Source organism: Paenibacillus ilasis (assembly GCF_043195395.1).
Taxonomy (GTDB): domain Bacteria; phylum Bacillota; class Bacilli; order Paenibacillales; family Paenibacillaceae; genus Paenibacillus_AQ; species Paenibacillus_AQ lautus.
Map to the genome: position 1 here is coordinate 1,483,192 of NZ_JBHDJG010000001.1, position 20,707 is coordinate 1,503,898.

The 20,707-nt window shown below is 49.2% G+C and carries 22 protein-coding genes; 20 read left to right on the forward strand and 2 right to left on the reverse strand.

Going from position 1 to position 20,707, the window contains the following annotated elements:
• Nucleotides 1-139: 139 nt before the first annotated feature.
• From rny to ACETK5_RS07215, 10 genes are all read left to right on the forward strand, one after another.
• Entirely contained in the window at nt 140-1,681 is a 1,542-nt protein-coding gene (gene rny / locus ACETK5_RS07170; protein WP_096774480.1) for a ribonuclease Y, read from the forward strand.
• A gap of 128 nt (nt 1,682-1,809) precedes the next feature.
• Nucleotides 1,810-2,613: a TIGR00282 family metallophosphoesterase gene (locus ACETK5_RS07175; protein ID WP_100539449.1), complete on the forward strand. Its 804-nt coding sequence runs from the start codon at nt 1,810-1,812 to the stop codon at nt 2,611-2,613.
• A 129-nt stretch (nt 2,614-2,742) separates the two neighbouring features.
• The gene (locus tag ACETK5_RS07180; protein ID WP_006211249.1) at nt 2,743-3,003 is read left to right on the forward strand and encodes a stage V sporulation protein S; all 261 of its coding nucleotides are present in this window, start codon (nt 2,743-2,745) and stop codon (nt 3,001-3,003) included.
• Nucleotides 3,004-3,094: 91 nt separating this feature from the next.
• The gene (locus tag ACETK5_RS07185; protein ID WP_100538009.1) at nt 3,095-4,051 is read left to right on the forward strand and encodes a dipeptidase; all 957 of its coding nucleotides are present in this window, start codon (nt 3,095-3,097) and stop codon (nt 4,049-4,051) included.
• A gap of 176 nt (nt 4,052-4,227) precedes the next feature.
• The gene (gene pduL, locus ACETK5_RS07190; RefSeq protein ID WP_100538008.1) at nt 4,228-4,800 is read left to right on the forward strand and encodes a phosphate propanoyltransferase; all 573 of its coding nucleotides are present in this window, start codon (nt 4,228-4,230) and stop codon (nt 4,798-4,800) included.
• Nucleotides 4,801-5,294: 494 nt separating this feature from the next.
• Nucleotides 5,295-6,854: a tRNA (N6-isopentenyl adenosine(37)-C2)-methylthiotransferase MiaB gene (miaB, locus tag ACETK5_RS07195; protein WP_100538007.1), complete on the forward strand. Its 1,560-nt coding sequence runs from the start codon at nt 5,295-5,297 to the stop codon at nt 6,852-6,854.
• Nucleotides 6,855-6,956: 102 nt separating this feature from the next.
• Nucleotides 6,957-7,406 carry a YlbF/YmcA family competence regulator gene (locus tag ACETK5_RS07200; RefSeq protein ID WP_009590459.1) on the forward strand — a complete coding sequence of 150 codons (450 nt, stop codon included), beginning with the start codon at nt 6,957-6,959 and terminating at the stop codon, nt 7,404-7,406.
• Nucleotides 7,407-7,568: 162 nt separating this feature from the next.
• Nucleotides 7,569-8,354 carry an NUDIX hydrolase gene (locus tag ACETK5_RS07205; RefSeq protein WP_100538006.1) on the forward strand — a complete coding sequence of 262 codons (786 nt, stop codon included), beginning with the start codon at nt 7,569-7,571 and terminating at the stop codon, nt 8,352-8,354.
• Between the two features lie 62 nt (nt 8,355-8,416).
• Complete coding sequence (locus tag ACETK5_RS07210; protein ID WP_100538005.1) at nt 8,417-8,974, forward strand: cysteine hydrolase family protein; 558 nt, start codon at nt 8,417-8,419, stop codon at nt 8,972-8,974.
• Nucleotides 8,975-9,030: 56 nt separating this feature from the next.
• Nucleotides 9,031-10,485: a nicotinate phosphoribosyltransferase gene (locus ACETK5_RS07215; protein WP_100538004.1), complete on the forward strand. Its 1,455-nt coding sequence runs from the start codon at nt 9,031-9,033 to the stop codon at nt 10,483-10,485.
• Between the two features lie 78 nt (nt 10,486-10,563).
• On the opposite strand, the gene ACETK5_RS07220 is transcribed toward ACETK5_RS07215, so the two are convergent.
• Entirely contained in the window at nt 10,564-11,364 is an 801-nt protein-coding gene (locus ACETK5_RS07220; protein WP_100538003.1) for a hypothetical protein, read from the reverse strand.
• Nucleotides 11,365-11,579: 215 nt separating this feature from the next.
• Here ACETK5_RS07220 and ACETK5_RS07225 point away from each other — a divergent pair, with 215 nt between their 5' ends.
• Together ACETK5_RS07225 and ACETK5_RS07230 are read left to right on the forward strand one after the other, a co-directional pair.
• Nucleotides 11,580-12,578 carry an NADPH:quinone oxidoreductase family protein gene (locus ACETK5_RS07225; RefSeq protein WP_326120154.1) on the forward strand — a complete coding sequence of 333 codons (999 nt, stop codon included), beginning with the start codon at nt 11,580-11,582 and terminating at the stop codon, nt 12,576-12,578.
• Between the two features lie 88 nt (nt 12,579-12,666).
• Nucleotides 12,667-13,194 carry a hypothetical protein gene (locus tag ACETK5_RS07230; RefSeq protein WP_100538001.1) on the forward strand — a complete coding sequence of 176 codons (528 nt, stop codon included), beginning with the start codon at nt 12,667-12,669 and terminating at the stop codon, nt 13,192-13,194.
• A 60-nt stretch (nt 13,195-13,254) separates the two neighbouring features.
• Here ACETK5_RS07230 and ACETK5_RS07235 read toward each other — a convergent pair whose 3' ends face one another.
• The gene (locus tag ACETK5_RS07235) at nt 13,255-13,773 is read right to left on the reverse strand and encodes a MogA/MoaB family molybdenum cofactor biosynthesis protein (protein ID WP_394054828.1); all 519 of its coding nucleotides are present in this window, start codon (nt 13,771-13,773) and stop codon (nt 13,255-13,257) included.
• Nucleotides 13,774-13,882: 109 nt separating this feature from the next.
• Here ACETK5_RS07235 and ACETK5_RS07240 point away from each other — a divergent pair, with 109 nt between their 5' ends.
• From ACETK5_RS07240 to ACETK5_RS07275, 8 genes are all read left to right on the forward strand, one after another.
• Nucleotides 13,883-14,953 (forward strand): CobW family GTP-binding protein, encoded by a 1,071-nt coding sequence (locus ACETK5_RS07240; protein ID WP_394054830.1) that lies wholly within the window; start codon nt 13,883-13,885, stop codon nt 14,951-14,953.
• Between the two features lie 126 nt (nt 14,954-15,079).
• Nucleotides 15,080-15,418, forward strand: a complete 339-nt coding sequence (locus ACETK5_RS07245) for a four-helix bundle copper-binding protein (protein WP_394054832.1) — start codon at nt 15,080-15,082, stop codon at nt 15,416-15,418.
• A gap of 164 nt (nt 15,419-15,582) precedes the next feature.
• The gene (locus ACETK5_RS07250) at nt 15,583-16,803 is read left to right on the forward strand and encodes an ROK family protein (protein ID WP_326113016.1); all 1,221 of its coding nucleotides are present in this window, start codon (nt 15,583-15,585) and stop codon (nt 16,801-16,803) included.
• A 195-nt stretch (nt 16,804-16,998) separates the two neighbouring features.
• Complete coding sequence (locus tag ACETK5_RS07255) at nt 16,999-17,250, forward strand: hypothetical protein (protein ID WP_394054834.1); 252 nt, start codon at nt 16,999-17,001, stop codon at nt 17,248-17,250.
• Nucleotides 17,251-17,432: 182 nt separating this feature from the next.
• Nucleotides 17,433-18,323 (forward strand): ABC transporter ATP-binding protein, encoded by an 891-nt coding sequence (locus ACETK5_RS07260; RefSeq protein WP_394054836.1) that lies wholly within the window; start codon nt 17,433-17,435, stop codon nt 18,321-18,323.
• Nucleotides 18,323-19,051, forward strand: a complete 729-nt coding sequence (locus ACETK5_RS07265) for a hypothetical protein (RefSeq protein ID WP_243390762.1) — start codon at nt 18,323-18,325, stop codon at nt 19,049-19,051. Before ACETK5_RS07260 ends, ACETK5_RS07265 begins: the two co-directional genes overlap by 1 nt.
• Nucleotides 19,052-19,130: 79 nt before the next feature.
• Complete coding sequence (locus ACETK5_RS07270; protein WP_100537993.1) at nt 19,131-19,595, forward strand: hypothetical protein; 465 nt, start codon at nt 19,131-19,133, stop codon at nt 19,593-19,595.
• Nucleotides 19,596-19,662: 67 nt separating this feature from the next.
• Nucleotides 19,663-20,589: an S-layer homology domain-containing protein gene (locus tag ACETK5_RS07275; protein WP_394054838.1), complete on the forward strand. Its 927-nt coding sequence runs from the start codon at nt 19,663-19,665 to the stop codon at nt 20,587-20,589.
• Nucleotides 20,590-20,707 lie beyond the last annotated feature (118 nt).

Below are 20,707 nucleotides of genomic sequence, written 5' to 3' on the forward strand. Positions count from 1 at the left end.
GGAATTTGCGTACGTGATACGGCGTGCGCAGTATGGACGGCAGCTTCCACTGCCGGAAAATTTTATGTATGAATGAGTAACCTGACAATTGAACATTTCCCAAGGAATGCCTTGGAGGAACCAACGAGGAGGTGATCAGATGCATCCAATTTGGTGGATCATAATCGTTCTCGTTGTAGCCGCTATATTCTTTGGGTTCGGTTATTTTATTCGCAAATCCCTTGCAGAAGCTAAAATTTCCAGTGCCGAGCATGCCGCTTTGCAGATCGTCGAAAGTGCGAAGAAGGAAGCAGAAGCATTGAAGAAAGAAACGGTTCTCGAAGCAAAAGATGAAGTTCATAAAATCAGAGCCGAAGCTGAAAAAGACACTCGCGAGCGCCGGAATGAAATTCAACGGCAGGAGCGCAGATTGTTGCAAAAGGAAGAGTCGCTGGATAAAAAAATAGAATCTTTGGAACGTAAAGAAGAACAAGTGGCGAACAAAGAGAAACGAATAGAGGAAACCCAGCAGCAAATCGATGCCATTTACAAGAAACAAACGACAGAACTGGAGCGCATCTCCAACTTGACGATGGAGGATGCCCGCAGCATTATTCTCAGTAATGTTGAGCAGGAAGTTCGTCATGAAACCGCTCAGATGATTAAAGAAATCGAGCAGCAGGCGAAGGAAGAGGCAGATAAGAAATCACGCGAGATCATCACGCTGGCTATTCAACGCTGTGCGGCTGATCACGTAGCTGAGACCACGGTATCTGTTGTCACCTTGCCGAATGAAGAAATGAAGGGCCGGATTATCGGACGTGAAGGCCGGAATATTCGTGCGCTTGAGACCCTTACAGGGATTGACCTTATTATCGATGATACTCCGGAAGCTGTTATTCTCTCCGGTTTTGATCCGATTCGCCGTGAAATTGCCCGTACAGCTTTGGAAAAGCTCGTGGCAGACGGACGGATTCATCCGGCTCGTATCGAAGAAATGGTGGAGAAATCCCGCAAGGAAGTGGACGAACGCATTCGCGAGTATGGAGAACAAGCCACTTTCGAGGTTGGCGTTCATGGTTTGCATCCAGATTTGATCAAAATTCTGGGTCGACTGAAATTCCGTACGAGTTATGGACAAAATGTGTTGAAACACTCCATGGAAGTGGCCTATTTGACTGGCCTGATGGCCGGCGAATTGGGCGAAGACATCGTGCTTGCGAAACGGGCAGGACTGTTGCATGACATCGGTAAAGCGCTGGATCATGAAGTGGAAGGATCGCACGTTGAAATCGGCGTGGAGCTGGCGAAGAAGTATAAGGAACATCCGGTGGTTATCAACAGCATTGCCTCTCATCACGGTGATTGTGAAGCAACTTCGGTTATTGCCATGCTGGTGGGCGCAGCCGACGCATTGTCCGCTGCCAGACCGGGAGCGCGCAGAGAGACGCTTGAGACGTATATCCGTCGTCTTGAGAAGCTCGAAGAAATTTCCGAATCCTTTGAAGGCGTTGAGAAATCCTATGCCATTCAAGCGGGACGTGAAGTTCGTGTCATGGTACAGCCTGAGAAAATCGATGATGCCGAAGCATTCCGCTTGGCACGCGACATTACCAAAACGATTGAGAATGAGCTGGATTATCCGGGTCATATCAAAGTCACCGTTATCCGGGAAACCCGAGCGGTGGATTACGCGAAATAGAGTTTGGACCTTAAAAAGTGGCCGCAATCCGGCCACTTTTTATCTTTAAGAAATCCGAAAATACAGTTTCGGATATTTATGAATCGGGAACGGTCCTGCCGGGAATCAGGACAAGCATCCCTGAAGGAGTGATTGACATCAAAGTATTATTCATCGGAGACATTGTCGGCAGTACAGGACGTAAAGCTCTGAAGGCTTCCCTTCCGGAGCTGAAGTCCAAATATAATCCTAACATCATTATTGCCAATGGGGAGAATGCAGCTTCAGGACGCGGCATTACCTCGGCCATCGCCAATGAATTTTTCAATTGGGGCATTCATGGCATCACCTTGGGAAACCACACGTGGGATAATAAGGATATTTTTGAGTTTATCGATGATGAGCCTCGCATGATTCGTCCGGCAAACTTTCCGCCCGGCACCCCGGGCCGCGGATACACGATCATCAAAGCGAACGGCAAACAGCTGGCGATCGTGAATTTACAGGGACGAACATTCCTGCCAGCGATCGATTGCCCATTTCGCGCCGCCGATGACATTGTGGATGAGCTACGCCAGAAGACGAAGTGCATTCTGGTGGACTTCCATGCCGAAGCCACCTCGGAGAAGATTGCCATGGGATGGCATCTGGAAGGCCGCGCCTCGATGGTGGTCGGAACGCACACCCACGTGCAAAGCAATGATGATACCATACTGCCGGGAGGAACAGCATACATTACGGATACCGGCATGGTGGGCTCCAAGGAAGGCATCCTTGGCATGCAGCGCGATGCGGTGATGTATAAGTTCAAAACCCAGCTTCCTGCTCGTTTCCAGGTCGACGAAGGCAAATGGCAGTTCCATGCCGTATGCGTGGATATGGATGAGGAAACGGGAAGAGCCCGGAAAATACAGAAAATCCGCATGTACGAAGACGAATGGCGGATGGATTAAAAAAGGCGGAATCCGTTTAATTAAATTAGGAACGGATGGTAAAAAGCAGGAATTTTTTCCCCTCTCACGAATAACATCTAGTAAGCGGAAGCAAACCATCACTCAACATTCCCAGGGGAGGTACTTACCATGGAAGTATTAAAAGTTTCAGCAAAATCCAATCCTAATTCAGTTGCAGGGGCGCTCGCTGGAGTTCTTAGGGAGCGGGGCGGAGCGGAACTGCAAGCGATTGGGGCGGGAGCACTGAACCAGGCCATTAAAGCGGTAGCGATTGCCCGGGGATTTGTAGCACCGAGCGGGGTGGATTTGATTTGCATCCCTGCTTTTACGGATATTGTGATTGATGGCGAAGACCGGACGGCAATTAAATTGATCGTAGAACCTAGATAAATTTCGAATGTTGAGGTATTAGCCTGTTTACTCTCCGTGGTGTAAACAGGCTTTTTGCTGTGGCAAGTTTAGAAAGGAGATGAACGGCGCGATGCGGACGGTTGATTTTCACTGTGACGTTTTGAGCAAAATGTGGGAAGATCCACAAGCCTCCTTTGTGGATGACCCGCAATTGGATGTAACGAAACAGCGCATGGAGGAGGGGGATCTGGCCCTTCAGGTGTTTGCTGTTTTTTTATCGGAGAACTGGGGGAGACCGTCCTTTGAACGGGTGCTGGCACAAATCGATACTTATCGCAGCCGCATCGTCAAACCGGGTCATCTTAAGCCCCTGCTCTGGCAGGAACAACTTCAAGAGATCAGACAAGGGCAGCAGGGACGGTTCGGCGTTCTGTCGCTGGAAGGCGCTGACGGGCTGGAGGGGAATTTGTATTATGTCCAGCTTTTGTTTGAGCTGGGCGTGCGTTTTATGGGGGTTACCTGGAATTATGCGAACTGGGCTGCAGATGGAGCATTGGAGCAGCGAAATGGGGGATTCACGGAACGGGGGCGTCAGCTGGTAGAGCTATGCCATTCGATAGGCATCATTCTGGATGTGTCCCATCTGTCCCAAGCTGGCTTCTGGGAGCTCGCGGAGCTAACCAAGCGCCCCATCATAGCCTCGCATTCCAATGCGTTCTCCGTCTGCCAGCATCCCCGGAATTTGAATGATGAACAGATACGGGCATTAATCGCGCTGAACGGAATGATCGGCATCACGTTTGTGCCCTGGTTTATCCGCAGCGGAGTAGATCGCGTGAAGCCGGAGGACGTATTGTCGCACATCGAGAAAATTTGTGAGCTGGGCGGTGAGAAGCACATCATGTTTGGTTCGGATTTCGACGGGATTGATCAATGGGTCGCCGGACTCGAGCATCCGGGCCGGTATCCGGTTTTTCAAGAGCTGCTGCTTAAACATTATCCGGAATCGATGGTAAAGGGCTGGATGTCGGAGGGTGCCCTCCATTTTCTAGAGCAGAATTTGCCTTCATTGTCAGCCCAAGCATAATAATTTCGCATAACGACCATGATTCGAGGATAACTTTGACAATCCTGTTGCAGATTGCTCAAGAAACAGAAGAAGGCGGCCTGAATCACCCGGGTTGCCTTTTTATTTTTGGGTAATAGAGAGTATAATAGGTGATGGCATGTACAGCATATAGAGAAAAACAAGGAGTGAGACAGATGAGTAAAACTGTACCTGTGGGTGTATCCGCCCGCCATATTCATTTAACCCAAGCGCATATTGAGGCATTGTTCGGCCCTGGATATCAGCTTACAGAGTTCAAACCATTGTCCCAACCAGGACAATTCGCAGCCAACGAAACGGTGGCGGTCATTGGAACGAAGGGACAATTCGATAAAGTAAGAATTTTGGGACCTGCACGTCCTGCAACCCAGCTGGAGATTTCCCGCACGGATTCCTTTGCGATCGGTGTGAAAGCACCCGTGCGCGAATCCGGAAACATCGCCGGAACCCCGGGTATCACGATTAAAGGCCCGGCTGGTGAAGTAACGGTGGATGAAGGCGTCATCGTAGCCGCTCGTCACATTCACTTCCATACATCCGATGCGGATCAATGGGGGATTAAAGACAAGGACCTGCTGAAGGTACGCTTAGGCGGCGAACGCGGTCTTGTTCTGGAGAACGTCATTGCCCGCGTATCCGACAATTTTGCGCTCGACATGCACATCGATACCGATGAAGCTAACGCTGCTGGCGCCAAAACCGGAGACACTGCTGAAATTATTGATTAATCTATAGCTTCAGTAAACCTTCATGAACATACTGTATGTGTCACGCATGTGCTGCTGTTAAGCGTTCGCAGCTGGAAGAGCCTGAGTCGATTCATTTCGACCTCAGGCTCTTTTTTGAAATGTCCCAAGGGTTCCATGTTTCGGGGAGCCTCTTTGAAAGAAAGAGATCATCTGTTTAGGGTTTGGCCTCAATAACGCCAAGGTGGTAGCTTAGGCAATAAGATCATGATATAATTTAAAACAGTGCCTAATTAGAGGTAGTTCAAAAAGTCATCTTTTGATCACGAAGCAGCACATGAAGCTTAATCGACATCGAATATTGAATTCAGCCGGGCCTTCCGGTGCTCACGTAGGTTTTGCCTACGCTCCGCTCCTCAGTCCCTAGCTTCATCCAACCTTCTCGGTGCTGAAAACCTGACTTTTTGAACACGTACTAATTATGATATTTTGTCATGTTAAACCAGAGATTTTGTGGATCTAAGGAGTGACCTAGCATGTCCAAAGAAAGTAAGGACTACTCCAAGTATTTTGATTTTTCAGGAGCCAAAGTTCTCTCGGAAGACGAACACGGGAAGAGAATTCGCATCAATGGCCGGGAAATTAACATACTTTCGGAGCCTAATCATAGACAGGAAAAACAGCGCGGCAAGCAGAGTGTCGAAGTATTGTATGATACCGAGCTGCCGGAAGCGTTTCGAACCATCGGGGCTGGCAAGCATTATATCGTGTATACGTACGGATGTCAGATGAATGAGCATGATTCCGAGACGATTAAGGGACTGCTGGAGCAGATGGGCTACCGGGCAACCGAGGATCGGAAGCAAGCGGACATCATTTTGCTCAATACATGTGCCATTCGTGAGAACGCGGAGGACAAAGTGTTCGGCGAACTCGGTCACCTGAAGCATTTGAAGACGGAGAAGCCGGATATGCTGCTTGGGGTTTGCGGCTGTATGTCGCAGGAAGAATCGGTCGTGAATCGAATTCTCCAAAAGCACGGCTTCGTGGACTTGATCTTTGGTACGCACAACGTACATCGTCTGCCTCACCTTATTCAGGAAGCGCTCTTCAGCAAGGAAATGGTGGTTGAAGTGTGGTCCAAGGAGGGCGACATTGTTGAGAATCTTCCGAAAAAGAGAGAAGGTCTCCGCGGCTGGGTCAACATTATGTACGGCTGTGATAAATTCTGTACATATTGCATCGTCCCTTACACCCGCGGCAAGGAACGCAGCCGGCGTCCGGAGGATGTCATTGCTGAGGTTCGCGAATTAGCCCGGCAAGGGTATAAGGAAATTACGCTGCTCGGTCAGAACGTGAACGCATACGGCAAGGATTTTGAAGATATCAAGTATCGTTTCGGCGATCTGATGGATGATATTCACAAGATCGATATCCCGCGTGTTCGCTTCACGACATCCCATCCAAGGGATTTTGATGATCATCTGATTGAGGTGCTGGCGAAGGGTGGTAACCTAGTCGAGCATATTCATCTGCCGGTGCAGTCGGGAAGCTCGGAAGTGCTCAAAAAAATGAGCCGCAAATATACGCGCGAGACATATTTGGAGCTGGCCCATAAGATTAAGAAGGCGATTCCCAATGTCGCGTTTACCACCGACATCATTGTCGGATTCCCCGGTGAGACCGATGAGCAGTTTGAGGAGACGCTGTCCCTGGTTCGGGAGGTGGGCTACGACTCCGCTTACACGTTCATATATTCTCCACGCCAAGGAACGCCAGCGGCGGTGATGGAGGATAACGTACCGATGGAGGTCAAAAGCGAGCGTCTTCAGCGTTTGAATGCCGCCATTAATGAGTACAGCCGCAAGAGCAACGACAGGCTGCTTGGATCTACGGTGGAAGTGCTGGTAGAAGGAGTCAGCAAGAACAATGACTCCATGCTGTCGGGACGCACGCGAACGAACAAGCTGGTGCATTTCGAAGGCTCAACGGACCTCGTAGGCAGCTTCGTGAATGTCCGAATTACGGATACGAAGACCTGGTATATCAAGGGGGATATGATCCCGGACACGATTCCTGCCTCGGATGCGGTATAATAGAGGAGCAGGCAGCATTCAAATGCAGCATAGGGCCGCGAATTGAATCCGGTCGGTGCTGCATATTCCCATATAGATGATGAAGAATTGGAGCGATGAACCTTGGCACATGATCATGTTCGTACCAACACATACGGTATGTCAACTTACAATACACGTGAATTGATTATACGCGACGATATTTTGGCAAAAGCCGGCGAGCTGGCGGATTTAATATCCACTAGCGAGGAAGTTCAGATGTTTAAGCAAGCGGAAGAGAAGATCCAGAATCACGAACGTGTCCAAAACCTCATTAAAACCATTAAGAAAAAGCAAAAAGAAATCGTAGCTTTTGAAACGTTCCAGAACAAGGATATGGTCGCCAAAATCGAACGGGAGATCGAAGAACTGCAAGAGGAGATTGACGGTATTCCGCTCGTGATGGAGTTCCAGCAAAGTCAAAGCGACATTAATTATCTTCTTCAGCTGGTCGTATCCGTGATTCATGATACCGTTTCGGAAAAAGTGAATGTGGAAACAGGAAAAGATACGCCGCCAAGCAGCTGCGGATAGATGAAACGAGGTGCGGAATGGTTCCGCACCTTTTCTATTCTTGTTACATCATGCACAGAATGGGAATGAATAGGGCATAGTAAACTTATAAAAAGGATGATGTCAGGAAATCCTTGACATCATCTTTAAATATGTCATAATGAAATTATCAAAATAATAGTTATGGTGATGGAAATGACGGATCGCGAACAGACGCCAAAGAGCAGTGCCAAGAAATACAGAACACCGGATGGTGTGCCCGCCGATATCGTCATGTTTACCTTGACGAAGCGGGAACGAAAAACCTTCACCAAGACATTGCCCCTGCGTGAGCTTAAGGTGATGCTGATCAGGCGCAGATCATGGCCATGTGCGGGTATGTGGGCACTCCCCGGCGGGTTTTGCCGTGAGAGTGAGTCTATTTACGATGCCGCCAAACGGGAACTGAAAGAAGAGACCGGGGTGGACGGCGGCCATTTGGAGTACTTGGGCGTGTACAGCGCACCGGGACGGGATCCAAGGGGCTGGATTATTAGCCATGCATTCTACGCGCTTGTAGAGGAATGGATGCTGGAGCACCGCCAGGCTGCCGATGATGCCGAAGAGGTGGGGCTGTTTACGGTTGCGGAAGCTTTGGAGGAGCTGGAGCTTGCTTTTGACCACAGGGATATCATGTTGGATGCATACCGCAAGATTCAGCAGCAAATGCTGCAAACGACGATTGCGCGGCAGTTTTTACCGGAGCATTTTACACTGAGTGAGTTATATCAGGTCATCCAGACCGTTGTGCCCGAGTTCAACGAGCCCAATTTTATCCGCAAAATCACCTCGACCCGCAGCAGGCAGGGGATACTGGAAGAAGCCCGGGATGAGAACGGCAAGCCGCTAAACTCCAATCAATACTCCCAACGGCCTGCCCAGTTGTATCGATTTACGGATCATGCACCACTGCTATCCATTTATACGTAGGATGGATTCACCCGCTGTTATTTTATCGATCACATTAATCATGTTGTAGAGGAGTGTGTCAGATGAAAGCCTTGATCGTGATAGATTTCACGAATGATTTCGTGGATGGCAATCTGCCCGTAGGCGAACCGGCCATCAACATTCAAAGCACAATCGCTCAGCTGACTAAGCTATACAGCGACCGTGGTGATTTTGTTGTAATGGCCGTCGACCTGCATGAGCACAATGACGCTTATCATCCCGAAACCAAACTGTTTCCTCCGCATAACATTCGGGGAACCCGTGGGCGGGAATTATACGGTGAACTTCAGCAGGTATATGAGGAACGCAAGGATGCCGTCTACTGGATGGATAAAACGAGATACAGCGCATTTTGCGGTACGGATCTGAATCAGAAGCTGCGGGAACGTGGGATTACCGAAGTCGATCTCGTCGGCGTTTGCACGGACATCTGCGTGCTGCATACTGCAGTGGATGCTTATAATGACGGATATCGGATTACGGTTTATGAAGATGCCGTCGCAAGCTTCAATCCGGAAGGACACAAGTGGGCGTTATCCCACTTTCAAGGAAGTCTCGGGGCATCGGTAGTACGAAGTGAGGAAGTTCTTAATCAATAGACAGCTTGAACACCCGGAAGCAGAGTTGAACCGGGGAACAGTGGAGGATGATCGTGATGCTGACAGCAGGATTAGCACTGCATACGGACAAATACCAGATCAATATGATGTACGCTCACTGGATTAATGGCTCTCACCATACGCGTGCGGTGTTTGAGGGGTATTTCCGGAAGCTGCCATTCGGCAACGGATACGCGGTTTTTGCCGGTCTTGAGCGGATTGTACATTATATTGAGTCCTTGCGATTCTCGGAGGATGATATAGCGTATTTGGCTAAACAGGAAGAGAAGTATAAACCTGAATTTCTGGAGGAGCTTCGCCGGTTCCGTTTTCAAGGGAATATTCATTCCATGAAAGAGGGGGCGCTGGTATTCCCGAATGAGCCGCTCATTCGAGTGGAAGGCACCATTTTTGAAACACAGCTGGTTGAAACGGCACTCTTGAACTTCATGAACTTTCAAACCTTGATCGCAACGAAAGCATCCCGTATCCGTCAGGTTGCCAGCGGGGATACCTTGCTGGAGTTTGGCACAAGACGTGCACAGGAAGCGGATGCGGCGGTTTGGGGCGCGCGTGCTGCGTATCTGGCCGGTTTCCATGCGACATCGAATATGCTGGCAGGCGAAAAGTTCGGAATCCCGACAAAAGGTACGCATGCGCATTCCTGGGTGCAGACCTTCCGGAGCGAGCAGGAGGCATTTGATATCTTTGCCGAGGTTATGCCGGATCAAGTGACGCTGCTGGTGGATACCTTTGATACGTTGAAAAGCGGGATTCCCCATGCCATTGTAACGGCGAAGAAGCTGGAGGCCCAAGGGAAGCGTATGAATGCCATTCGTCTCGACAGCGGGGATTTGGCTTACCTGTCGATTCAGGCGAGGAAGATGCTGGATGAGGCCGGTCTTCACTATGTCGGCATCGTCGCGTCCAACGATCTGGATGAAGGTACGATTCTGGATCTGAAGGCACAGGGTGCCAAGGTCGATACTTGGGGCGTCGGTACTCAGTTGATTACGGCGGCCGACCAGCCTGCACTCGGAGGCGTCTACAAGCTGGTGGAGCGGGAGGTTGACGGCAAGATGGTACCAACCATCAAAATCTCCGGCAACCCTGAAAAAGTATCCACGCCAGGCAAAAAGGAAGTGTACCGCATCATATCCAAGGGCAGCGGCAAAGCAATCGCCGATTACATCTGCTTCCCGGAAGAGGAGATGCCCCCGGAAAGCGGTAAGCTGAAGCTGTTTAATCCGCTGCATCCTTACATGCGCAAGAACGTGAAGAATTTTGAAGCGGTGTCCATGCTTGAACCGGTATTCATGAATGGCGAGCTGGTGTATGAGCTGCCGAAGCTCGAGGAGATTCGCAGCTATCATGATGCGCAGCTGGATCAGTTCTGGCCGGAGTATCTGCGGAAGCTGAATCCGGAAATTTACCGTGTTAATCTGAGTGAAGAGGTCTGGGAAGTGAAACAGCGGATGATGGCCGAGTTCATGGAACAGCATGAGGATTAGGTTTTAGAATACAGAAATTAAAAAGACGCTTTTCTGTCTTGCCGCTTGGCAGATGAAGGAGCGTCTTTTTGTATCCTGCTATAAGTCAAGTCGATCCACCATAATTCCATTGACGTCATGGGCAGTGAGATGAACCTTATCCATGTTCTCGAGCATGCCCGGCGGGTATTCGTAGTACCAAATGTACAAATCTTCACTGACATATGGCTTGAGTTGCTGATAATGTATGGTATGGACCGGCTGACCATTTACTTGGACCTGAAAGGGTTCCAGGCTTCTATATATGCCAAGGACGAGTGATGAATACTTGTCTGTCTTCGAGAATACGGAGGGAGAAGAGGAATCTTCAGCAGGAGGGTACACTATTGTTGCAAATGAAGTGTTCCATCCGAACCATCCCTTGGTATAGGTTGATAAATGCAATCCTGTTCCAGGTGTAACCAAGAGAGCATACGCCTTGTTCGGCGATGATTCTGGTTGTATGATTTCAGCATGATCAACCCTGAAAGATGCCTCAAGAAAAGCATGCTTCCCATTGAACACGGCCGCTTCAACTGTGCGGTGTGTGCTCCTGTATTCGTAGAACCCGGTAAACAATAGGAAGAGTAGACTGATTAATACGTATACTTTGAGACCAGGCCGGGTAATGATGGGGAATACTCTGAAGATTAGCCGATACAGTGTTAGAATGAGCCCCAAGCTCAGGAAGAACACGAGAAACGAGCCGGTAATGCCTCCTGATTGTATAGGAATACCAAGGGCTTCAAAAAACTGGCTGATCGGTTTATAAACGACCGATAACAGAATTAACGTCACCAAAGTGAGTAAGTACGAGAAGCGGTAGGATCTACGTTTAGATCCATCATCAAAATGAGTCATAACGTGGATTTCAACTCCTGCTGATCATTTTTGTATAAAAGTATTCCTTTTCCATGATAACATAATTTTGACTAATTAAGCCGAGTGGAGGATCATTTCTCGGGAAAGCGCACTAGTCGCCATATTCCGAGTGTATGGATGACGCTTCGACATTCATAGTGCAGATCCTGATGGATAGACCAGTAATACCACCACTAACCTAAGGAGTGATACATATGTACAACGAAACCGACTTTCAGGCCTACGTGCTGCGTCAAGATGAGCAAGGGGTTCGCGGCAGCGTGGAGAACCTGAGTTTGAAGCAACTGCCCGAAGGTGACGTTATTGTCCGGGTGTTATACAGCGGGGTTAACTATAAAGACGGGCTGGCCAGCATACCGGAAGGAAAAATTGTTCGCCGGTACCCGTTCATTCCGGGCATTGATCTAGCAGGAACAGTTGTGCATTCCACTCATGCAAATTACAAGGAAGGCGATTCCGTCCTCTGTACCGGTTATGAATTAGGGGTATCTCACGAAGGCGGGTTCAGCCAGTACGCACGGGTTAAGGGAGAATGGCTCGTCCCGCTGCCGCAGGGTTTGTCCCCGCGTGATGCGATGGCCATCGGAACCGCAGGTTTTACGGCTGCATTATCGATAGAGGCCTTGTTACGGAATGGCCTGCAGCAGGAGCAGGGTCCCGTCCTGGTTACGGGCGCGACGGGGGGAGTGGGCAGCTTCGCAGTGTCCATCCTCAGTCAGTTAGGCTATCGCGTGACGGCATCCACAGGGAAATCCAGTCAAAGGGACTGGCTCTTACAGCTGGGAGCCCATGAAGTGATATCAAGGGAAGAAGCTGTGGCAGCCTCCAAGGGAGCCATCTCTGCCGAGCGATGGGCAGCAGTGGTAGATCCGGTCGGAGGCAACCAACTGGGTTCGCTTCTGAAAAGCGTAAAATATGGAGGAAGCGTCGCTGTTTCCGGTATGACAGGCGGCGGTGCTTTTGATGCGACGGTGTTTCCGTTTATCCTTAGAGGCATCAATCTCCTCGGAATCGATTCGGTATACTGCCCTATGGCCTACCGCCGCTCGGTATGGTCGAAGCTGGCCGGTGAATGGAAGCCGGCATCCGTGCTTCAAGAAGGAATTACGGAATACAGACTAACCGATCTGCCTGAAGTGCTGAACACCATCCTGCAGGGCGGGGCGGTTGGAAGAAGCGTCATCGCTCTATAATAATTGGCTTGAAATTCGCATAATGTTCCTCACCCGCAGGCATCCTAAGGGAAGGCAACCTTTGACACCTAAGGAAGGGTGAGTGAACATGAATTACCGCAGAATCGTTACCGCTTTATTGCTTTGTTCCATTCTTGTCATATCGGTCGGTTGTTCCCGGCAGGTGGCCAGGGACGAGATGCGCCTATATAACATGAGGGCTTACGAGGAAGGTTCCAGGGAGGCCCGCATATCGGGGCGGGGCTTGAACGGAAAATTCCTTGAGGATCTCCAAGCCTCGTTCAACCAGGTGGGCATGCCGTTGACCAACGAAACCTATGCGGAGGACAACGTCGGCAATATCACGTATCAATACCGGATCAATTATGATGCAAGCCAGTTTATTACCGTGTATGTCTATCAGGATCAAGCGGCCAGGGAAAAAGGGATCAAGGAGATATACGGCGTTGCAGAAGGGGATGCCAATGCGGCCGGCGGGCATAACCTGATCGTGAGCGACCAGGAAACGTCCATCGTATATACGTCGACGGGCGACAAAACGGATAACTATTATGACCAGGTCAAAAAAATAGCGCCCTCCCTGCTCGCCAAACATCAACGACGCGCCAGCAGTTAGAGTGGAGAAAAGGCCGGATGCACGTATGCATCCGGCCTTTCGCATGGTGCCCGGCTTTTGTTATGATCTGTGTTTATCCAGCTCATATTTGATGTGCCGCAGCTCAGGCAGCAGAATACGGTTCATCGCAAGCTTCACAGCTCCAGTAGAACCCGGCATCGAGAAGACTGCGGTGTTGCTTAACGTGCCACCGATCGCGCGGCTCAAAATGGCCGCAGACCCAATATCCTCAGTAAAGCTGAGGAAGCGGAAGATTTCGCCGAATCCGGGGAGTTCCTTATCGAGCAGTGAAGAGACCGCTTCATAGGTGGTATCCCGGCTTGAGATGCCTGTTCCGCCGGTTAGTAACACGATATCGATCTCCGAAGCGCTGGCCGCGGAATAAATCGTTTCACGGATCGTTTCGTAGTCGTCTGGAACAATGCTGTATGCCACGACGGCATGTCCGGCTTCTTCGAGCAAGCCGATCATCAGTTTGCCGCTCTTGTCCGTGTCCTTCGTCCGCGTGTCCGAAACCGTAATCACCATACAGTTCACGGAAGCGGGGGATTGCTGTTTATGTTCTTGCGTCGAATTCATGCGTTATGACAACTCCTGTTCAGTTAATGGCGGGACGCTTGCGGTAGACGGATGAAATGTAGTACACTCGCTAGCATAATAAACAAATGTGCGTAAAGGAGTATGGAACGTGGAGCACGTAACACCCATTTATATTTTATCAGGTTTTCTCGGCAGTGGAAAAACGACATTGCTTAGCCGCCTCATTGCCTCCTTCAAGCAGCAGGGATTGCGGCCGGCCATTGTCATGAACGAGATCGGCGAGGTTAACATTGAAGGGCTGGCAGCCGATGAAGCGGTGCCGACGGCAGAGATGCTGAGCGGCTGCATCTGTTGTACCATTCGTTCCGATTTATCATCCGAAATCGCGATGCTCATCCAGCAGGAGCAGCCGGATGTCATCGTTATCGAAGCGACGGGAATCGCCAATCCGATGGAAATTTTGGACGCGGCCGCGGAAGCTGCTTTATACATGAGGATTGACGTGAAAAAACTAATCACCGTCGTGGATGCCGCGCATCTGCTGCATTTGAACATAGAGCAGAAGGGAAAGACCTACCGGTTGATGCAGGAGCAGATTCGCGCAGCCTCCGCGCTCGTCCTTAATAAAATGGACCTGGTCGAGGACCGGGACAGAGAGACGATTCGAGAGCTGGTGAAGCGGTGGAATCCGCATGCTCCGATTATGCCCGCGGTGCGCTGCGACTTGAATCTTGAAGAACTGCTGCAGAGCGGTCCACATGGCCAGGATGAGCATTCGCACGCGCATGATCGAGAGGGCAGGGAAGCCCGAGAGCATGCAGATAAGCACGAACATGCCAACCACCATGACCATACCCACAGGGATGAGCATGACCACAGCCATGAGCATCTCCACAACCACGACCATGCACATGATCATGGTTCTCATGATCATGTCATGTCGTACACATACTATTTCAGCCATCCGGTAAACAGCGTGGACTTTGAACGATTGATAGCCGGGCTGCCAAGGGATGTATACCGGGCCAAAGGGATTCTCACCTTTAGCGATACCAACAGCCGTTTTTTGTTCCAGTACGCGTTCCGCGAATCCGATTTTATGAAAATAACGCCCCAGGGCCAAGTACCGGATGTGGTGGTGTTTATCGGGGAGCATTTTCAGAAATCACTGCTGCGGGAGCAGCTTGAAATGCTGGAGGGGAAGGCAAGTCGGGCATAAGTCAACAATCTCCTGATCATATTGGGCAATTGTACCTTGGGTCTTTCTGGCAAATGTTTGATTCAGAGGGCAGTCGAGCGTTTAATACAAAGGCATAGCGTAATAACTACAAGGAGGATCTATCCAATGTTAAATGAACTCAAATATAATGAATGCATCGAAGCATGTCTCCAATGTATGAACGCTTGCAATGTATGCTATGTGTCCTGTCTGAAAGAATACGAACTGGCCAAGCTTCGCGATTGTATATCACTCGACAGAGAGTGTGCCGATATATGCGCGTTTGCGGCTCAAGCCATGTCACGAAAAAGCCCATACGTTAAGGAAATTTGCGAGCTGTGCATGAAGGCGTGTCTTGCTTGCGCCGAAGAGTGCGGAAAGCATGATCACGAGCATTGCAAACAATGTGCCGAGGCGTGCCGGAAATGTGCCGAAGCATGCCGCGAAATGCTAAATCACATGTAAGACAAGTCACCATCGGTTGATATAACAAAGCCTGATTTCCGAAGAGGAAATCAGGCTTTTTAGTTGGAGCCTGAGGGAATGGATTTTACTAACTCTGAATTTTCCCCTATGATAGATGTGTGAGAAAGCAAGTACAATTATTGGTAAAAGAATGAGGTTTTAACATGAACAATTCAGTTGGTAAGAACAATCGGCATGTCCGGAACCTGAATCGTATCGGCATTATCGGGCTGCTTCGTGACTACGGCAGTTTAACGAAAGCGGAAATCGCGGCCAAGATGAATTTAACGTTTACTGCCGTTAATAATCTGGTGGAAGAGCTGATGAAGGATCGATTGATTATTGAAGCCGGATTTTATGACGATTCCAGCCGCGGCAGGAAGCCCAAACTCATCTCCTTGAATCCCGGCGATATTTACACGGTCGGAGTACATATCAGCGCATCCTCCGTAAAGGCGGCCGTCATTAATTTGCAGGGAAAAGCGATGATGGAGAAACGCTGCTCCTTCGAAGATAATACCAATCGCGGTAGCGTTGTGAATATGATTATCTCCACGATCCAAGCCGTATTGGACGAGTCGGGCCTGAAGTCCCAAATCATTGGTATTGGCGTGGGAGCTCCGGGACCGCTCGATCCGGAACAAGGCAGGATATTGACACCGCCCAACCTTCCCGGGCTGCATCAGGTACGATTAAAGGGACTGATCGAGGAGAATACGGAGCTTCCAACCCAAATCGAGAAGGACGCTAACGTGATGGCACTCGGTGAGTTATGGTACGGTAACGGCAGGCATTTCAACAATTTGGTGTATGTGGATGCCGATATCGGGATCGGGAGCGGACTGATCTTCAATCAAAAAATATATCAGGGTTACCCTTTTGGAGCGGGTGAGATCGGGCACTGTACGATCGATATTGACGGTCCGCGTTGCAATTGCGGCAATTACGGCTGCCTTGAAGCGATTGCATCGGGTATTGCTATTGTCCGCAGAGTCGGAGAGGAGCTGCGGCGCGGAGCTGCCAGTTCTCTTAAATCCTCGTATGATGGCAATGACCGCGGTTTGGACGTCACCGATGTGATTACGGCCGGTCTGGATGGAGATCAATTAGCCGCCAATATGCTGAACGAATCGGCACGCTATGTTGGCATTTCGCTGGCTAATGTCATTAATCTGCTGACGCCGGAGACCATCATCATTGGCGGGGTTCTCGCTAACCGGTATCCGGATTTCTTCGAATATGTAAAAGAAACATCCTATAACAGAAGCCTGTCCAGCTTCCATAATAAAATCGTGCTTCAGCCATCCGAGTTGGGAGAGCATGCCGGTATCATTGGGGCCGGAACGATCGTGCTTGAAAAATACCTGAATGAAATGAGTGAATAGAGGGGAAAAGGAGACCCTCACCCGCATCAATATTGAATCTAGTTCAAGAATTTTGTGTAAAATATAAAAAAGTATAGACCTCTAATTGTGTAAGCGTTGATAAGTTCATTATCACTCATTAATTATTGAATATCGTTTAACAATTGTAGGAGTCTAAAATGTTCACTACTACCAAATACAGGGGGCAATGTGATGATGAAGAGGATCAGGTTTGGCATGATGCTGTTAATCTCTACGCTTTGGATGTCTGCTGCACTGGTCGGCTGCGGTAATGGCAAGAAAAACGGATGGGGGCAGCCGGAGACCCGCGTTCTAGGCAAGCTGAGTTCTAGCAAGTTAAACTTAAGAGTGAATAAACAAAAAGGCGGCCTTCTGGGCCGTCTTCGCTATGTTTTATCGTCTTTCCTGATCGGTGCTTCGAATGCCATTTTGAACATGGCAACCTAACGCTAATCTTCTGGATTTATGTCAAGTTTCGGAAGATAGAGCCGTCTTGAAGTACATATATGTCGTGTTACTGTCATGTCATGATGAGACCTTTGTCTACCGAGCTTGCGATGTTGTGTTTACAGGTAAAATAGATCTACAATACATACAGCACCAGAATACGTGAACAGGAGTTGAAATGTTTGCAGGAGCTGTTGGAATTGAACGGAATAAACAAGCGTTTCGGCAAATTCGCCGTCTTACATAACATCAATTGGAGCATTTCCCGAGCCGAATGCGTCGCTATTACGGGAAGCAATGGTGCGGGAAAGAGCACCCTGCTGCACATAATAGCCGGGCTTGCTATCCCATCGGAAGGATCCCGGGTCGAGTACGAATCCTCGCTCCGCGTCGGGTATGTTCCGGAGCGCTTTCCTGCGCTTCGGTTTCATCCTTCCGAATATTTGCGTCATATGGCCAGCATTCAGGGCATGAACAAGCAAGAAGCGGGGAAGCGAATTGATGCGATGCTGAATGTGTTTCAGCTGCAGGACATGAAGATGACATTATGTTCCAAGGGTATGCTGCAAAAAGTCAATATCATGCAGGCCCTGCTTCGTCAGCCCGATCTATTGGTTCTGGATGAGCCACTATCGGGATTGGACGAGCCTTCCCAAATGGAGATGATTGGCATACTAAGTGAAATCAAAAGACAAGGGACAGCGATCGTAATGTCCGTACACGAGCCGCTGCTTATTGCTTCGCTGGCCGACCGGGTAACGCAACTCCGCCGGGGGCTGATCGAACGGGACGGAATGCTGGAAACCGGTTCAGAGATGGGACGGATGAAGTTGGAATTCACGCGTGTTACCCAGGACAAAATGCTGGAACTGGAACGCCGTTCAGGATTTCACTATTGGATATCGAGAGGTAATCCTGCATCGATGGTAGTCTCACGGCAGGTCGCGGATGAAATGCTGCTGGATATTTTACAGTCAGGCGGTTCGCTGACACGGCTGGAGCCCTGGAGCGGAGAGAGGGCAGAGCAAGTGCACTCAACCCCCGGTCAATCAATACAAGGGGAGGGAGCATAATGGGATCATTGATTCATTACATGCTTGCCAGCTACACGAGATCCTATCGATATTTTGCGCCGATTGCTTTTATATTGATATCGGTGGTGTTTATCTACTCCTACCGGCCCAACCCGATCATGGACAGTTATGCCGTAACGGCTGCATTTCTGTTTGTCGGCTCAGCTTGGCTTGGTTTGAACTTTCTCAATCATGATCAAGGGCGTCAAACGATGCTCCTCATCGTTCATAGCGGGAAGGCCATACGATATTATGCCGCCCAATATTTAACCGTAAGTCTTCTATCGATTCTATTCAGTTTATTGGCTGTCTTTTATCCGATCGTATTTGGAATGTTTGATAAGCCGATGACATTATCTCAGTTTGCTCTGGGTTTTCTGGGCCATGCTGCATTGTCCTTGCTCGGCATTTCACTTTCCGTATTTTTTCAGCTTGGCTTTATGGAGAATCAGGGAAGAGCGGCAGGTTTGCTGTTAATCGTTATCGTTATTTCATTAGCCGGGCAGTCCATCGTTCAGGATGATATTGTCTATTTGAGAATGGTTCCTTATGTGCTGCCGCCTGTCTCTGTTATGATTGATATGCTCATTCATGCTGACGAGCGTTCCCGGTCCGTATTATTCATGACGATTGCATATACGTTCATATACAGCTTCATTTTGCTGGCTGTTTATCTATGGAACGCCTGCCGTAAGGATGCGGCAAGCATGATCCGAAAAGTAGGTTGAAGTAGGAGTAATCTTCCTTTACCATAGGGATATACACAAATAGAAACGGTAAAGACAGCCAATACTAGAGGAGGATACCATGAAACAATCTCGACTGATGGACAGTGACCACTCCAAAGAGCTGTTTGCCTATTTCGGATTAGCGGTGTATTATTCACAAGCGCTGGAGCAGCAGCTCGCGAATCTGTTGATGCTGATTAAGCTTTCCCAAGGGAATGTGCCTTCAGAAGAAGATTTCACCCAATTATATCAGCGGAAATTAAGCAGCTCTCTGGGCCAACTGGTACACGAGATCCAGCATTACTTTCCATTCTCCGAAGAAGAAACGGTTCAGTTAAAAGAGGTCTGGAAGCAGCGTAACTATATCGTTCATGATTATTTCAAAGAGCGGATTCATGAGACGTTCAGCCCGGCTGGCCGTTCCCGAATGATTCGGGAGCTGACCGCATTTAAGGACCAGGCTCAGGCGCTGGAGCAGAAGCTGCAGGGTTATTCCCGTGAAATGTATGTAAAGCTTGGCCTGGACAGCGAAAAAAGCGTGTAAAATAAATTAGGGCTGAGATGAAACATATTCCAGCACCTCTGCGTCAGAAAGATTAGGAGGTGTAATTATGAAAAAAACTACGAAATTGTTAACTGCAATGCTTGTCACTTCGTCATTGCTCGGTGCCGGCGCCGCCTCTGCATTCAGCGATATTCAAGAGGAGAAGCCATTGCAAATGGTGAAGGAGCTGCAATCGAAAGGAATTATTCAAGGAGTTAGTGCCGACAAATTCGCTCCGGCCAAAACAATAACGACTGCCCAAGCGGTGCAGATGATTGTGAATGTTGCCGATCTGAAGGTACAACCGAATTTTACGGGCCGTTCGTTTGACAGTGTGCCGAAGGATGCCTGGTTCGCTGATGCTGTGAATATAGCGGCTCAGAACGGATTGTCCGTATCGGCAGACATGAAATGGAACGAGCCGATAACCCGTGAAGGGTTTGCGACATTGCTCTCGGAAGCGATTCAGAAGACCGGAAATTATCCCGTGGTCATGATGTATCTGCATGTGGCCGACGAGGATCTGATGAAAGAGGAGAGCAGAGGAGCGGTGCAGTTCCTGCTGTTAACGAAGATTGCTGAGCTCGACGCTAACGCCAAGTTCCACCCAACGAAGAGTTTAACACGAATTGAAGCGGCAGAGCTTGCGTACAATTCCATCCGATTCATTGAGGAGCATCAGAAGAACATGATACCCGAGGAGCCGGGACAATCTGACCCGTCTGTGAGTACAAGCGTCGTTAAGGTGGATGATGCGCAGAACAAAGTCACGGTAACCAAGGAAGACTTACCGAATCCGGGGTACGGCATTAAAATTACGTCGGTCGACTATGTTAGCGATACCGAAGCCGTGATCTACTACAAAGTTCTTCAACCCGATCCGGACAAAATGTACCCGCAAGTCATCTCCAAATCTTCGGATGACGTGCTCGTGCCTTCCAAGTACACCAAAATCACGGTCAAAGCTGAAATTACCCTTGATTCGGCAAAGTGATGCTTGTCATGTACCGCCAGAATACAAGGTAAAAAAGAAGGCTGTTCCCAAGCGAATGTTACATTCGATAGGGGACAGCCTTTTTTAGATGCAGAAAGAATAAACTTCGAAGCAGGGA

What these genes read in the sequence shown, in the direction of transcription:
- rny (WP_096774480.1), top strand. Translation starts at nt 140, where the DNA reads ATGCATCCAATTTGGTGGATCATAATCGTTCTCGTTGTAGCCGCTATA.
- ACETK5_RS07180 (WP_006211249.1), top strand. Translation starts at nt 2,743, where the DNA reads ATGGAAGTATTAAAAGTTTCAGCAAAATCCAATCCTAATTCAGTTGCA.
- ACETK5_RS07185 (WP_100538009.1), top strand. Translation starts at nt 3,095, where the DNA reads ATGCGGACGGTTGATTTTCACTGTGACGTTTTGAGCAAAATGTGGGAA.
- pduL (WP_100538008.1), top strand. Translation starts at nt 4,228, where the DNA reads ATGAGTAAAACTGTACCTGTGGGTGTATCCGCCCGCCATATTCATTTA.
- miaB (WP_100538007.1), top strand. Translation starts at nt 5,295, where the DNA reads ATGTCCAAAGAAAGTAAGGACTACTCCAAGTATTTTGATTTTTCAGGA.
- ACETK5_RS07205 (WP_100538006.1), top strand. Translation starts at nt 7,569, where the DNA reads ATGGTGATGGAAATGACGGATCGCGAACAGACGCCAAAGAGCAGTGCC.
- ACETK5_RS07210 (WP_100538005.1), top strand. Translation starts at nt 8,417, where the DNA reads ATGAAAGCCTTGATCGTGATAGATTTCACGAATGATTTCGTGGATGGC.
- ACETK5_RS07215 (WP_100538004.1), top strand. Translation starts at nt 9,031, where the DNA reads ATGCTGACAGCAGGATTAGCACTGCATACGGACAAATACCAGATCAAT.
- ACETK5_RS07220 (WP_100538003.1), bottom strand. Translation starts at nt 11,364, where the DNA reads ATGACTCATTTTGATGATGGATCTAAACGTAGATCCTACCGCTTCTCG.
- ACETK5_RS07225 (WP_326120154.1), top strand. Translation starts at nt 11,580, where the DNA reads ATGTACAACGAAACCGACTTTCAGGCCTACGTGCTGCGTCAAGATGAG.
- ACETK5_RS07230 (WP_100538001.1), top strand. Translation starts at nt 12,667, where the DNA reads ATGAATTACCGCAGAATCGTTACCGCTTTATTGCTTTGTTCCATTCTT.
- ACETK5_RS07235 (WP_394054828.1), bottom strand. Translation starts at nt 13,773, where the DNA reads ATGAATTCGACGCAAGAACATAAACAGCAATCCCCCGCTTCCGTGAAC.
- ACETK5_RS07245 (WP_394054832.1), top strand. Translation starts at nt 15,080, where the DNA reads ATGTTAAATGAACTCAAATATAATGAATGCATCGAAGCATGTCTCCAA.
- ACETK5_RS07250 (WP_326113016.1), top strand. Translation starts at nt 15,583, where the DNA reads ATGAACAATTCAGTTGGTAAGAACAATCGGCATGTCCGGAACCTGAAT.
- ACETK5_RS07255 (WP_394054834.1), top strand. Translation starts at nt 16,999, where the DNA reads ATGAAGAGGATCAGGTTTGGCATGATGCTGTTAATCTCTACGCTTTGG.
- ACETK5_RS07265 (WP_243390762.1), top strand. Translation starts at nt 18,323, where the DNA reads ATGGGATCATTGATTCATTACATGCTTGCCAGCTACACGAGATCCTAT.
- ACETK5_RS07270 (WP_100537993.1), top strand. Translation starts at nt 19,131, where the DNA reads ATGAAACAATCTCGACTGATGGACAGTGACCACTCCAAAGAGCTGTTT.
- ACETK5_RS07275 (WP_394054838.1), top strand. Translation starts at nt 19,663, where the DNA reads ATGAAAAAAACTACGAAATTGTTAACTGCAATGCTTGTCACTTCGTCA.